At 70.1% G+C, this 12,472-nt stretch carries 11 protein-coding genes; 2 read left to right on the top strand and 9 right to left on the bottom strand.

Going from position 1 to position 12,472, the window contains the following annotated elements:
- Window positions 1–439 precede the first annotated feature (439 nt).
- Window positions 440–1,666: a sensor histidine kinase gene (locus tag ABT170_RS04590; protein ID WP_351864114.1), complete on the top strand. Its 1,227-nt coding sequence runs from the start codon at window positions 440–442 to the stop codon at window positions 1,664–1,666.
- The gene (locus ABT170_RS04585) at window positions 1,660–2,328 is read left to right on the top strand and encodes a response regulator (protein ID WP_351864007.1); all 669 of its coding nucleotides are present in this window, start codon (window positions 1,660–1,662) and stop codon (window positions 2,326–2,328) included. The genes ABT170_RS04590 and ABT170_RS04585 overlap by 7 nt, the downstream gene beginning before the upstream one ends.
- A gap of 15 nt (window positions 2,329–2,343) precedes the next feature.
- Here the strand turns inward: ABT170_RS04585 and ABT170_RS04580 are convergent, their stop codons facing one another.
- The 9 genes from ABT170_RS04580 to rpsB all read right to left on the bottom strand — a co-directional run bounded on the left by ABT170_RS04580 (window position 2,344) and on the right by rpsB (window position 12,201).
- Window positions 2,344–3,366 carry an ABC transporter ATP-binding protein gene (locus ABT170_RS04580; protein WP_329945317.1) on the bottom strand — a complete coding sequence of 341 codons (1,023 nt, stop codon included), beginning with the start codon at window positions 3,364–3,366 and terminating at the stop codon, window positions 2,344–2,346.
- Between the two features lie 23 nt (window positions 3,367–3,389).
- A complete protein-coding gene (locus ABT170_RS04575) occupies window positions 3,390–5,003 on the bottom strand; it encodes an ABC transporter permease (RefSeq protein ID WP_329945387.1) in 1,614 nt (537 codons plus the stop codon).
- A gap of 92 nt (window positions 5,004–5,095) precedes the next feature.
- Window positions 5,096–6,196 carry a thiamine ABC transporter substrate-binding protein gene (locus ABT170_RS04570; RefSeq protein ID WP_351864003.1) on the bottom strand — a complete coding sequence of 367 codons (1,101 nt, stop codon included), beginning with the start codon at window positions 6,194–6,196 and terminating at the stop codon, window positions 5,096–5,098.
- 235 nt (window positions 6,197–6,431) lie between these two features.
- Window positions 6,432–7,538 (bottom strand): dual-specificity RNA methyltransferase RlmN, encoded by a 1,107-nt coding sequence (rlmN, locus tag ABT170_RS04565; protein ID WP_329945315.1) that lies wholly within the window; start codon window positions 7,536–7,538, stop codon window positions 6,432–6,434.
- Between the two features lie 106 nt (window positions 7,539–7,644).
- Window positions 7,645–8,730 carry a phosphatidate cytidylyltransferase gene (locus tag ABT170_RS04560; protein WP_329945314.1) on the bottom strand — a complete coding sequence of 362 codons (1,086 nt, stop codon included), beginning with the start codon at window positions 8,728–8,730 and terminating at the stop codon, window positions 7,645–7,647.
- Window positions 8,730–9,287, bottom strand: coding sequence for a ribosome recycling factor (gene frr / locus ABT170_RS04555; protein ID WP_073726823.1), 558 nt, complete (start codon window positions 9,285–9,287; stop codon window positions 8,730–8,732). Before frr ends, ABT170_RS04560 begins: the two co-directional genes overlap by 1 nt.
- 121 nt (window positions 9,288–9,408) lie before the next feature.
- Window positions 9,409–10,185: a UMP kinase gene (gene pyrH / locus ABT170_RS04550; protein WP_351863998.1), complete on the bottom strand. Its 777-nt coding sequence runs from the start codon at window positions 10,183–10,185 to the stop codon at window positions 9,409–9,411.
- Between the two features lie 159 nt (window positions 10,186–10,344).
- Window positions 10,345–11,181, bottom strand: coding sequence for a translation elongation factor Ts (gene tsf, locus ABT170_RS04545; protein WP_266924332.1), 837 nt, complete (start codon window positions 11,179–11,181; stop codon window positions 10,345–10,347).
- 99 nt (window positions 11,182–11,280) lie between these two features.
- Complete coding sequence (gene rpsB / locus ABT170_RS04540) at window positions 11,281–12,201, bottom strand: 30S ribosomal protein S2 (protein WP_266924330.1); 921 nt, start codon at window positions 12,199–12,201, stop codon at window positions 11,281–11,283.
- Window positions 12,202–12,472 lie beyond the last annotated feature (271 nt).

Here is a 12,472-nt window from a genome sequence, read left to right as displayed (position 1 = left end):
TCTCGTACGGGTGGTGGGGGCCGCGGCGGCGGCTACGGGCAGCGGGGACAGGGACGGTGACACGCGCGGAAGCGGGCGATTGCGCGGCAGGGCGGGGCGGCGCGGGGCGGGCCGAGGGCGGGCGAAGGACTGAGGGCGCCGCACCGTGAGAGGTGCCGCTGTGCCCATGGGTCCGAGGCTAGGAGCGGCGTGCTCACGGGGCGTCACACCACCGTCCGGTCCGGGGACTCAACCCGTGGCATGAGACGGGACGGGGAATTCCACCCCTGCTCCGACGCGCCTCCACCCGGCGGTGACGAAGAATCACGGTATGAGCAGCACCCCCCGGGCCGTCCCGGCCACTCCGGCGGGACCGGCCACTCCGGCGGACCCGGCCCCCTCGGCAGAACCGGAAGGCCCCGCCCCGCACCCGCCGACGGCCCGCCGCGCTTCCCCGCAGATGCGGCTGCGGACGCCCGAACGGCTGCGGCACCGGTTGTGGCAGCGCGTGCGCCGCTGGTCGGCTGCGCCCGCGTACTCCTGGCTGACGGGTGCCGCGCTGACCCTCTTCGCGCTCGTGGAGCTGGTCATCGTGCCGGGCTCGGCCATCACGTGCTTCGGGGTGCTGGTCTGCACGACGTCGCTGATGTGGCGCGGCTCCCGGCCCGCCGTCGGCTTCCTGACCGTCGGCGCGGCACTGCTCGGTTTCGCGACCGACGGCAATCTGTCGTACGCGACGACGGCCGGTGCCGTCATCGGCTGCTACACCCTGGGGCGCCACCGTGTGCAGCATCCGGCACTGCTCGTGCTCGGCGGGGCGCTGGCCTCGCTCACCGTCAATCTCGTCCATATCGACCGGTGGGCACGCGCGGGATCCCCCGGGCTGCCCGCGCTCCAGGGCAGTGACCGCTTCAGCCTCGGGCTGTACGCCGAGACGCTGGCGCTGACGGTCACGATCCTGGGGGCGGTGAGCATGGGGGACGCGGTGCGGTCCCGTGAGGAGGCCCAAAACGAGCGGGCCGCCGCCCAGTCCCGGCTGCTGGCGATGGAGCGCCGCCAGGCGGCCGAGGCCGAACGGGCCGCCATAGCCAGGGAGTTGCACGACATGATCGCCCACTCGGTCTCGATGATCGCGGTACAGGCCGAGAGCGCGACGTACACGACTCCCGGGCTCTCACCGCCGGCCCGTGACGCGTTCCAGCAGATCGCCGGGACGGCCCGGTCCTCGATGACGGAGCTGCGACGGCTCCTGGGGGTGCTGCGCACGGACAGCGGAACCGCCCCGGCCGCGCTGACCGCTCCGCAGCCGTCCCTGACCGGTGTCGGCGAGCTCCTGGAGCAGCACCGGGCGGTGGGCGGCACCGCCGAACTGCGGGTCAGCGGTGAGCAGATCCCGCTGCCGGCCTCCTGGGAGCTGTCGGCGTACCGGATCGTGCAGGAGGCCCTGACGAACACCCGCCGCCATGCGCCGGGCGCCCACGCGATCGTGGAGATCGGCTACCGTCCGGGTCTGCTGACGGTACGGATCGGCGACGACGGTCCGGGCCCCGCCGACGCCGGAGCGGACGGCGGCACCGGCCATGGTCTGGTGGGCATGGGGGAACGGGCCGCCCTGCTCGGCGGCAGACTCACCACCGGCCGGGGTCCCGCCGGCGGCTTTCTCGTGGAGGCGGAACTGCCGTGGTGATCCGGGTTCTGGTGGCCGACGACCAGGCGGTCGTCCGGACCGCGTTCTCCAGCCTGCTGAACACGCAGGAGGACATCGAGGTGGTCGGCGAGGCCGAGGACGGGGAGCAGGCGGTCCGGGGAGCCGCCGAGCACCGGCCCGATCTGGTGCTGCTCGACATCCGGATGCCCCGGCTGAACGGCATCGAGGCGGCGCGGGAGATCGTCGCCGCGTCGGAGGGCGCCACCAGGGCGCTGATGCTGACGACGTTCGGCCTGGACGAGTACGTGTACGAGGCGCTGGCCGCGGGGGCGAGCGGTTTCCTGCTCAAGGACGCGACCTTCCCCGAACTGCTGCACGCGGTACGGGTGGTGGCCGACGGACACGCGCTGCTCTCCCCCGAGATCACCGGACGGCTGATCGCGGAGTTCACCCGGCAGCGGGTCAGCGCGCCCCCGGTCCGCGGCATCGAGGGACTCACCGCCCGCGAGTGCGAGGTACTGGTGCTGATCGCGCAGGGCCTGTCGAACGGGGACATCGCCGGCCGGCTCACCATCACGGACCACACGGTCAAGACCCACATCAACCGGCTGTTCGCCAAGATGGGACTGCGGGACCGGGCACAGGCGGTCATCCTGGCGTACGAACTGGGCCTGGTCGTCGCGGGGACGAGAGGGGCGTGATGCCAACGGCGCGCGTCACTCCCGGTCCAGGACGACCGTCTCCGCCGCGTCGAAGCGGACTCCCACCACCGCGCCCTCCCGCGGGGTGTCCCGCAGCGCGCACTCCGCCTCCAGCACCGGGCCGTTGTCGGGCCTCAGCCGCACCGCGACATGGTTCCCCCGGAACGTCCGTACGCCGACCGTGCAGCGCAACCCGCTCTCCGGGGCTCCGATCAGCACCCCGGCAGGCCGGACCAGCACATCGCGGTGGCCCTGCGGTGACCCGCCCGGCACCGGCACCTTGCCCCACACCGTGTCGGCGGTCGTGCCGGTCACCGTCGCGTCGGCCACATTGTCGAAGCCCAGGAAGCGGGCGACGAACGCCGAGGCGGGCCGCTGCCAGACCTCCAGCGGCGTACCGGCCTGGGCGATCCGCCCGTCCCGCATGACGACGACCCGGTCGGCGAGCGCGAAGGCCTCGCCCTGGTCATGGGTGACGGCCAGCACCGTCGTACCCAGGCGGCCGAACAGGGTGCGCAGTTCGACGACGAGACGTTCGCGCAGGCTGCGGTCCAGCTGGCCCAGCGGCTCGTCCAGCATCAGGAGCTTCGGACGCGGGGCGAGCGCACGGGCGAGGGCGACGCGCTGCTGCTCACCACCGGACAGCGCGGCCACCGCGCGGGGTGCCGCGCCGGGCAGCCCCACCAGATCGAGGAGTTCGCCCACCTCGCGGTCCGCCCCGGCGCGGCCGGCCCCGTGCATCCGCAGCCCGAAGGCCACGTTGGCGCCGACGTCCCGGTGCGGGAACAGCTGGTGATCCTGGAACATCAGCCCCAGCCCGCGTTTGTGCACGGGCACCCCCGACTGGTCGGCCCCGTCCAGCAGCACCCTGCCGCCGTCCATCGCCTGCAACCCGGCGACGACCCGCAGCAGGGTGGACTTCCCGCTGCCGCTCGGCCCGAGCACACACACGATCTCGTGGTCGGCGACCTCCAGGTCCACGGCGTCCAGGGCCGCCCGCTTCCCGAACCGGACCGTGGCCTCTTCCAGCCTCAGCATGCGCAGAACTCCCCATCCATCACTCAGAACTCCCCGGATCGATCGGTGCGGATGCGTTCGAGGAGCAGCAGCGACACCGCGCACACCAGCATCAGAATGGTGCTGAGGGCCATCGCCTGCCCGTAGTTGAGCTCCCCGGACCGCCCCAGGAGCCGCGCCACGGCGACCGGAAGCGTCGGGTTGTCGGGCCGCGCGATGAACACGGTCGCCCCGAACTCGCCCAGCGACACGGCGAACGCGAAACCCGCGGCGACCAGCACCGCCCTGCGCACCAGCGGCAGATCGACCTCGCGCCAGGCCCGCAGCGGCGAGGCGCCGAGCACCGCCGCCGCCTCGCGCAGCCGCCCGTCCACCGCGCGCAGGACGGGCAGCATGGTCCGTACGACGAAGGGGACGCCCACCAGCGCCTGGGCCAGCGGCACCAGGATCCAGGACGTCCGCAGGTCGAGCGGCGGCTTGTCCAGGGTGATGAGGAATCCGAAGCCGACGGTGACGGCGGACACCCCGAGCGGCAGCATCAGCAGGGCGTCGAAGCCACGCGCCAGCCGCCCCGCCCGCCGGGTCAGCGCCGCTGCGGCGAGCCCGCCGACGACCAGGGCGATGACGGTCGCGACCAGCGCGTACTGGAGGGAGTTCCCGATCGCTTCGAGGGGGGCGACCAGGAAGGTGGAGCCGCCGGCCCCGGCGGACTGGAGCGCCCGGTAGTAGCCGAAGCCGTACCCGCCGGGCCCGTCGAACGAGCGCTCCACCAGCACGCCGAGCGGCAGCAGGATCAGCAGCAGTACGGTCAGCAGCACCCCGCCGAGCAGCGCCCACTGTCCGGCGCCGCGCGGGCGGCGGGCCGTCTGCGCGGGATCGACCAGCTTCAGCGCGGTCTCCCGGCGCCGTACCGTCCAGGCGTGTACGGCGAGAATCCCGCCGACCGCCGCGAACTGCACGAGGGTCAGTACGGCCGCCGTCGGCAGGTCGAGCAGTTGCGCGGTCTGCCGGTAGATCTCCACCTCCAGGGTGGAGTAGGCCGGACCGCCGAGGATCTGCACGACGCCGAAGGAGGTGAAGGTGAACAGGAAGACCATCAGCGCCGCGGCGGCCACGGCGGGCGCCAGCGCGGGCAGCGTCACCCGTCGCCAGGCGGCGAACCGTCCGGCGCCGAGCACCCGCGCGGCCTCCTCCTGCCGGGGATCGAGCTGCGACCAGAGCCCGCCGACGGTCCGTACGACCACCGCGTAGTTGAAGAAGACATGGGCCAGCAGGATCGCCCACACGGTGGTGTCGAGCCGTACGCCCCACAGTTCGTCGAGGAACCCTCCGCGCCCCAGCAACGCCAGGAACGCGGTGCCGACGACCACCGTCGGCAGCACGAACGGCACGGTGACGACCGCCCGCAGCAGTTGCTTTCCGGGGAAGTCCAGGCGGGCGAAGACATAGGCGCCGGGCAGGGCGATCAGCAGGGTGAGCCCGGTCGAGGCGAACGCCTGCCAGGTGGTGAACCAGAGGACGTCCAGGATGTCCGGCCGGGCCAGTACCTCGCCGATCCGGCCGAACTGCCAGCTGCCGCCGGACTTCAGGCCGCGGCCGACGATCGCGGCGACGGGGTGGGCGAAGAACAGCCCGAAGAACGCGACGGGCACGGCCATCAGGCCGAGCCGCACCGCGTTCCCGCGCCGGTCACCGCCGGGGCCTCCGCCGCCGCGCCGAGCGGCGGAGGCCCCGGCCACCGCCGCCTTGTCTACTTCACGACGAGCGAGTGCCACGACTGGACCCACTGCTCACGGTTCTCGGCGATCTTCTCCGGAGCCACGGTGACGGGCTTGTCGATGGCCGCGCCGAACTCCGTGAAGAGCTCCGGCAGCTCCGCGTCCTCGGCGACCGGGTTCACGAACATGTTCAGGGGCATGTCCTCCTGGAACTTCTTGCTGATCAGGAAGTCCAGCAGCGCCTTGCCGCCCGCCTCGTTCTTCGCGCCGGTGAGCAGCCCGGCGAACTCGATCTGCCGGAAGCAGGTGCCGGTGGCGACCCCGGTCGGGGCCTCGGCCGGCTGCGGCTTCGCGTACAGCACCTCGACCGGCGGGCTGGAGGCGTAGGAGACGACCAGCGGCCGGTCCGCCTTGGCCTTCTTCCCGCCCGCGGAGCCGGAGAACTCCTCGTTGTACGCCTGCTCCCAGCCGTCGACGACCTTCACGCCGTTGTTCTTCAGCTGCTTCCAGTAGTCCTGGTAGCCGTCCTCGCCCCTGTCGGCGATGGTGCCGAGGAGGAAGCCCAGACCGGGGGAGGAGGTCGCGGCGTTCTCGGTGACGAGCAGGTTCTTGTACGCGGGCTTCAGCAGGTCCTCGAAGGACTGCGGGGGCGCGAGCTTCTTGTCGGCGAAGTACTTCTTGTCGTAGTTGACGCAGACGTCACCGGTGTCGACCGGAGTGACCCGGTGCTTGTCGTCCAGCCGGGTGGCGGCCGCGACCCGGTCCAGTCCCTTCGCCTCGTACGCCGTGAACAGGCCGTTGTCGAGGGCGCGGGAGAGCAGGGTGTTGTCGACGCCGAAGAAGACATCGCCGCGCGGAGAGCCCTTGGTCAGGATCTCCTGGTTGAGCGCGGCCCCCGCGTCACCGCTCTTGAGCACCTCGACCGTGTAGCCGGTCTCCTCGGTGAACTCCTTCAGCACGGATTCCGAGGCGTTGAAGGAGTCGTGGCTGACCAGGGTCACGGTCTTGGAGCCGGAGCCCTTGGTGCCGCCCGCTCCCGCCGAGGTGTCGTCGGAACTGCCGCAGCCGGCCAGCACCGTGACGCCGAGCGCCGCGGCGAGGGCCGTCGCCGCGTACTTCTTGGTGGTGTTCATGTGATTCCTCCTGGAGTGACCAGGAAGAGACGCGGCCCTGCCCGCTCACGGCGAACCGCAAGCGGGCAGGGCGCAACAGCTTGAGTAATGACCGAACTTCCTACCCGGAATGACCCGGGCGAGGTTCAGAGGGTCTGCGGCCAACCTGTCCGGTGCCGCACTCTCAGCGCTGTGGCGCTCCCCTGTCGGAATATGAAGTTGAATTCGCACCCAGGCTACACGGGCGATTTCCGGCCTAACGCTCGGAGGCCGCCAGCTGACCGCAGGCCCCGTCGATCTCCTGCCCCCGGGTGTCACGGACGGTGACGGGAACGCCGTGGGCCGCGATGGCCTCGACGAACGCCTTCTCGTCCTCGGGCCGCGAGGCGGTCCACTTCGAGCCGGGCGTCGGGTTCAGCGGGATCAGGTTGACGTGCACCCGCTTGCCCTTGAGGAGCCGTCCGAGCCGGTCACCCCGCCAGGCCTGGTCGTTGATGTCGCGGATCAGCGCGTACTCGATGGAGATGCGACGGCCGGACTTCTCCGCGTACTCCCACGCCGCGTCCAGGACCTCGCGGACCTTCCAGCGGGTGTTCACCGGGACGAGGGTGTCACGCAGCTCGTCGTCCGGGGCGTGCAGCGAAACGGCCAGCCGGCACTTGAAGCCCTCGTCGGCGAAGCGCAGCATGGCCGGGACCAGTCCCACGGTGGAGACGGTGATCCCGCGCTGCGAGAGCCCCAGGCCGTCCGGCTCGGGGTCGGTCAGACGCCGGATCGCCCCGACGACGCGCTTGTAGTTGGCCAGCGGCTCGCCCATGCCCATGAAGACGATGTTGGAGAGCCGCGCGGGGCCGCCCGGAACATCGCCGTCGCGCAGGGCCCGCATGCCGTCCACGATCTGGTGCACGATCTCGGCGGTCGACAGATTGCGGTCGAGCCCGGCCTGACCGGTGGCACAGAACGGGCAGTTCATCCCGCAGCCGGCCTGCGAGGAGATGCACATCGTCACGCGCTCGGGATAGCGCATCAGGACGGACTCGACGAGCGTCCCGTCGTGCAGCTTCCAGAGGGTCTTGCGGGTGGTGTCGTCATCGCAGCTGATGTGACGGACCACGGACATCAGGTCGGGGAACATCGCCTCGGCGAGCTTGTCCCGCGACGCGGCCGGGATGTTGGTCCACTCCGCCGGGTCGTGCGCGTACCGCGCGAAGTAGTGCTGCGAGAGCTGCTGGGCGCGGAACGGCTTCTCGCCGATCGCGGCGACCGCTTCCTTGCGCTCTGCGGGCGTGAGGTCGGCGAGGTGCCGCGGGGGCTTCTTGGCTCCGCGGGGCGCGACGAAAGTGAGTTCTCCGGGCTTAGGCATGGTTCATCCAGTGTCGCAGAAAGACGAGTGAGGGCCCGCCGCCCTGTGGACAACGGACCCTCACTCGTAAGAATTGCAGGTCAGACGGTATGCGAGCGGGTTCGGCTCAGCCGGATCCGACGAACAGCACCAGCAGCAGCCACACCACCGGAGCGGTCGGCAGCAGCGAGTCCAGCCGGTCCATGATGCCGCCGTGGCCGGGCAGCAGCGTGCCCATGTCCTTGATCCCGAGATCCCGCTTGATCATGGACTCGCCCAGGTCACCGAGAGTGGCGCTGGCGGCGACCGCGAAGCCCAGCAGCAGTCCCTGCCACCAGGAGCCGCCGTCGATCAGGAACTGCATGCACAGCGCGCCGCCGGCCATCGCGAAGGCGACCGCTCCGAGCAGGCCCTCGCGGGTCTTCCCGGGGCTGATGCGCGGTGCGAGCTTGTTCTTGCCGAAGCGCCAGCCCACCGCGTACGCGCCGGTGTCGCTGACCACCGTGAGCAGCAGGAAGGTGAGCACCCGCTGCGGCCCGTCGTCCGCCGTCAGGAGCATCGCGACGAACGTGGCGAGGAACGGTACGTAGAACGCGGCGAAGACCCCGGCCGTGACGTCCTTGAGATATCCCTCCGGCGGCTGGGTCATCCGCCAGACCAGCACCGTGAGCGCGGTCAGCGCCATGGCGACCCAGGCACCCTCCGCGCCCCTCGCGTAGCCGGCGACGACCATGGCGGCCCCGCCGACGGCGAGCGGCACGAGAGGTGCCTTGATGCCCTTGCGCTCCTCCAGGCGGGAGGTGAGCTCCCAGAGGCCGACGACCACGGCGACCACTATCACGCCGACGAAGACGGCCTGCACGATGAAGAGCGAGGCGACGATGACCGCGCCGAGCCCCACGCCGACCCCTATGGCGGCGCGCAGATCGCGCCCCGCACGCTTCTTCTGCGGCGGGGGCGGCATCGGGGTGGACATGGGCTCCTGCGGCATCTCGTCACGGAACAGGGGGCCGCCGACGTGAGCGGCGTCCCCGTCCCGGTCGTCATGGTCGTCTGCGTCTCTACCTGCGTCGGGAACGTCCGGCACGTTGGGCATGGGCCGAGTCTGCTGGGCGTCATGCACATCGTAGGCAGGACCCGCCGGAGCAGCCCCCATCTCGGGCGTGCCCCAGTAACCGGCTCCCTGCGGCGCGCCCCAGGAAGAGTCGTTCATCAGACCTCGAGCAGCTCGGCTTCCTTGTGCTTGAGCAGCTCGTCCACCTGCGCGACGTACTTCGCGGTGGTGTCGTCGAGCTCCTTCTCCGCGCGGCGCACCTCGTCCTCGCCGGACTCCTTGTCCTTGACGAGCTTGTCGAGGGTCTCCTTGGCCTTGCGGCGGATGGAGCGGATCGAGATCTTGGAGTCCTCGGCCTTGGTCTTGGCGACCTTGATGTACTCCTTGCGGCGGTCCTGGGTGAGCTCGGGGAAGGTCACCCGGATGATGTTGCCGTCGTTGCTCGGGTTGACGCCGAGGTCGGAGTCGCGGATCGCCTGCTCGATGTTGCGCAGAGCGGTCTTGTCGAACGGCGTCACGACGGCCATCCGCGGCTCGGGAACCGAGAACGAGGCCAGCTGGTTGATCGGGGTCAGCGCGCCGTAGTAGTCGGCGACGATCTTGTTGAACATCGCCGGGTGCGCGCGGCCGGTACGGATCGCGGCGAAGTCCTCTTTCGCGACGACAACGGCCTTCTCCATCTTCTCCTCGGCCTCGAGGAGGATTTCTTCGATCACCACGTGCTCCTGCGTGTCTTGAGTGGGCCCGGCATCGTCATCGCCGGGCCCGGCGGGTCCTGCGTCGCGTCCTCACCTGCACGGTGTCCGACCGGCAGGCCGTTGTCCATCCTTGGGGCCGTCAGGCCCGGGTGCTCTCGTCGCTCACGAGCGTGCCGATCTTCTCACCCTTGACGGCACGGGCGATATTGCCGGCGGCGGTCAGCTCGAAGACGAGGATCGGGAGCTGGTTGTCACGGCACAGGGTGATGGCGGTGGCGTCGGCGATCTTCAGATCGCGGGCGAGCACCTCGCTGTACTCCAGCGCGTCGAACTTCACCGCGGCGGGGTTGGTCTTGGGGTCGGAGTCGTAGACCCCGTCCACCCCGTTCTTGCCCATCAGCAGTGCCTCGGCGTCGATCTCCAGGGCGCGCTGGGCGGCTGTGGTGTCGGTGGAGAAGTACGGCATCCCCATGCCGGCGCCGAAGATGACGACGCGTCCCTTCTCCAGGTGCCGGACGGCACGGAGCGGGATGTACGGCTCGGCGACCTGGCCCATGGTGATGGCGGTCTGGACGCGCGAGTCGATGCCTTCCTTCTCCAGGAAGTCCTGCAGTGCCAGGCAGTTCATGACCGTGCCGAGCATGCCCATGTAGTCGGACCGGGCCCGGTCCATGCCGCGCTGCTGGAGCTCGGCACCACGGAAGAAGTTGCCGCCGCCGATGACGACCGCGATCTCCGCGCCGTCGCGCACGACGGCGGCGATCTCGCGGGCGATGGCGTGCACGACATCGGGGTCGACACCGAGGCCTCCGCCACCGGCGAATGCCTCGCCGGACAGCTTCAGCATGAAGCGTCCGGAAACCTTGCCGTCGTCGCGCTTGTGGTCACCCTGAGTGGCGTCCGCGCCCTTGTCCATGGAAATTCTCCTCGTGCACATACGAAGAAGGCCATTGCCGGTGGGTCTGGTGTCCCTCAGCGGCAATGGCCTCCTCGTCAGATCTGCGGTCGTCCGGCATGAGTGCGGCCGTCGACTGCACTAGACCCTATCGGGGTCCACCGTTGTTCGCGGACGGACTCAGATGCCGACCTTGATGCGCGAGAAGCGCTTCAGGGTGACACCGGCCTCGTCCAGGACCTTCTGAACAGACTTCTTGGCGTCCAGCGCGTACGGCTGACCGAGGAGGGTGGCCTCCTTGAAGAAGCCGTTGACACGACCCTCGACGATCTTCGGGAGCGCGGCCTCGGGCTTGCCCTCGGCGCGCGTGGTCTCCTCGGCGACGCGGCGCTCGGCCTCGACGATCTCGGCGGGGACGTCCTCGCGGGACAGGTACTTCGGGGCGAACGCGGCGATGTGCTGCGCGATGCCCTTGGCCAGCTCGGCGTCGGCCTTGTCCAGCTCGACCAGGACACCGATCTGCGGCGGCAGGTCGGGCATGGTGCGGTGCATGTACACGGAGACGAAGTCGCCGGTGAACTGCGCGAAGCGGTCCAGGACGATCTTCTCGCCGAGGTTGGCGTTGGCCTCGTCCACGTACGCCTGGACGGTCTTGCCGGGCTCGATCTCGGACGCCAGCAGCGCCGCGATGTCGGCCGGGGAGGTCGCGGCCACGTGGGCGGCGAGCGTGTTGGCGACGGCCTGGAACTTGTCACCCTTGGCGACGAAGTCCGTCTCGCACTTCAGCTCGAGCAGGACGCCGGACGTCTTGTCCTCGGAGATGAGGGAGACGACGGCACCGTTCTCGGCAGAGCGGCCCTCGCGCTTGGCGACGCCCTTCTGACCCTTGATACGGAGCGCCTCGACGGCCTTGTCGACGTTGCCATCGGCCTCGTCGAGCGCCTTCTTGCAGTCCATCATGCCGGCGCCGGTGAGCTCACGGAGCTTCTTGACGTCAGCGGCGGTGTAGTTCGCCATGAGTCTGTATTTCTCTCTCGAAGTCTGAAAGATCTACGGGTGAACGGCGGGGACGGTGCCCTGTGGCACCGGCCCCGCCGTCTTCAGCCGTGACGGGTGTCAGGCCTGCTCGGCGTCCGCGGCCGGAGCCTCGGCCTCGGCAGCGGGTGCCTCGGCGGCGGCGTCGGTCTGCTCGGCGTCCGCGACCTTCTCGGTCTCGGCGGAGGTCTGGACCTCGGCGGCGGCCGCGGTCTCGTCCTTCTTGTCGCCCTCGAGCAGGTCGCGCTCCCACTCGGCGAGCGGCTCGCCGGCGGCCTTCTCGCCCGGCTTCGAGTCACCGGTGGCGGCACCGGAACGGGCGATGAGGCCCTCGGCGACGGCGTCGGCGATCACACGGGTGAGCAGGGTGACGGAGCGGATCGCGTCGTCGTTGCCCGGAATCTTGTAGTCGACCTCGTCGGGGTCGCAGTTGGTGTCGAGGATCGCGACGACCGGGATGTGGAGCTTGCGCGCCTCACCGACGGCGATGTGCTCCTTCTTGGTGTCGACGATCCAGACGGCGCTGGGCACCTTCTGCATCTCACGGATACCACCGAGGGTCTTCTCCAGCTTGGCCTTCTCGCGCGAGAGGACCAGGAGCTCCTTCTTGGTGAGGCCGGAGGCGGCCACGTCCTCGAAGTCGATGAGCTCAAGCTCCTTCAGACGCTGAAGGCGCTTGTAGACGGTGGAGAAGTTGGTGAGCATGCCGCCGAGCCAACGCTGGTTGACGTACGGCATGCCGACGCGCGTCGCCTGCTCGGCGATGGCCTCCTGCGCCTGCTTCTTGGTACCCACGAACATGATGGAGCCGCCGTGGGCGACGGTCTCCTTGACGAACTCGTAGGCGCGGTCGATGTACGACAGCGACTGGAGCAGGTCGATGATGTAGATGCCGTTGCGCTCGGTGAAGATGAAGCGCTTCATCTTCGGGTTCCAGCGACGGGTCTGGTGACCGAAGTGGACGCCGCTTTCCAGCAGCTCCCGCATCGTGACGACGGCCATGGCCGTACTCCTTGAGGTGCTCGGTTGTCGCGACCGCAGGATTGCGATCGCGCCTGACGCCCCTACGCGCCGTGCCACAAGGGACCGAGGAGCGCGGCCACCCCCGAAGAGAGGGAGGTGGCGGGGCGTGCGAAGTCGACCCGGTGACCCGGATCGCCACAAGAAGTGTACGGGACCCGCCGAGTGCCGGGTGACGGCGATGTCCACAACCTGCGGGCTGTCCACAGGAACGGTTCATGATCCCCCGGATCGGGCGGGCCGGAGGATCGTT

The organism is Streptomyces sp. NPDC001787 (assembly GCF_040297465.1).
Lineage (GTDB): Bacteria > Actinomycetota > Actinomycetes > Streptomycetales > Streptomycetaceae > Streptomyces.
Note: the sequence above shows the minus strand (reverse complement) of the source record. Positions and strands in the feature narration are given on the sequence as shown.

What these genes read in the sequence shown, in the direction of transcription:
- ABT170_RS04570 (WP_351864003.1), bottom strand. Translation starts at nt 6,196, where the DNA reads ATGAACACCACCAAGAAGTACGCGGCGACGGCCCTCGCCGCGGCGCTC.
- ABT170_RS04560 (WP_329945314.1), bottom strand. Translation starts at nt 8,730, where the DNA reads ATGAACGACTCTTCCTGGGGCGCGCCGCAGGGAGCCGGTTACTGGGGC.
- rpsB (WP_266924330.1), bottom strand. Translation starts at nt 12,201, where the DNA reads ATGGCCGTCGTCACGATGCGGGAGCTGCTGGAAAGCGGCGTCCACTTC.
- ABT170_RS04590 (WP_351864114.1), top strand. Translation starts at nt 440, where the DNA reads ATGCGGCTGCGGACGCCCGAACGGCTGCGGCACCGGTTGTGGCAGCGC.
- rlmN (WP_329945315.1), bottom strand. Translation starts at nt 7,538, where the DNA reads ATGCCTAAGCCCGGAGAACTCACTTTCGTCGCGCCCCGCGGAGCCAAG.
- pyrH (WP_351863998.1), bottom strand. Translation starts at nt 10,185, where the DNA reads ATGGACAAGGGCGCGGACGCCACTCAGGGTGACCACAAGCGCGACGAC.
- ABT170_RS04575 (WP_329945387.1), bottom strand. Translation starts at nt 5,003, where the DNA reads ATGGCCGTGCCCGTCGCGTTCTTCGGGCTGTTCTTCGCCCACCCCGTC.
- ABT170_RS04580 (WP_329945317.1), bottom strand. Translation starts at nt 3,366, where the DNA reads ATGCTGAGGCTGGAAGAGGCCACGGTCCGGTTCGGGAAGCGGGCGGCC.
- tsf (WP_266924332.1), bottom strand. Translation starts at nt 11,181, where the DNA reads ATGGCGAACTACACCGCCGCTGACGTCAAGAAGCTCCGTGAGCTCACC.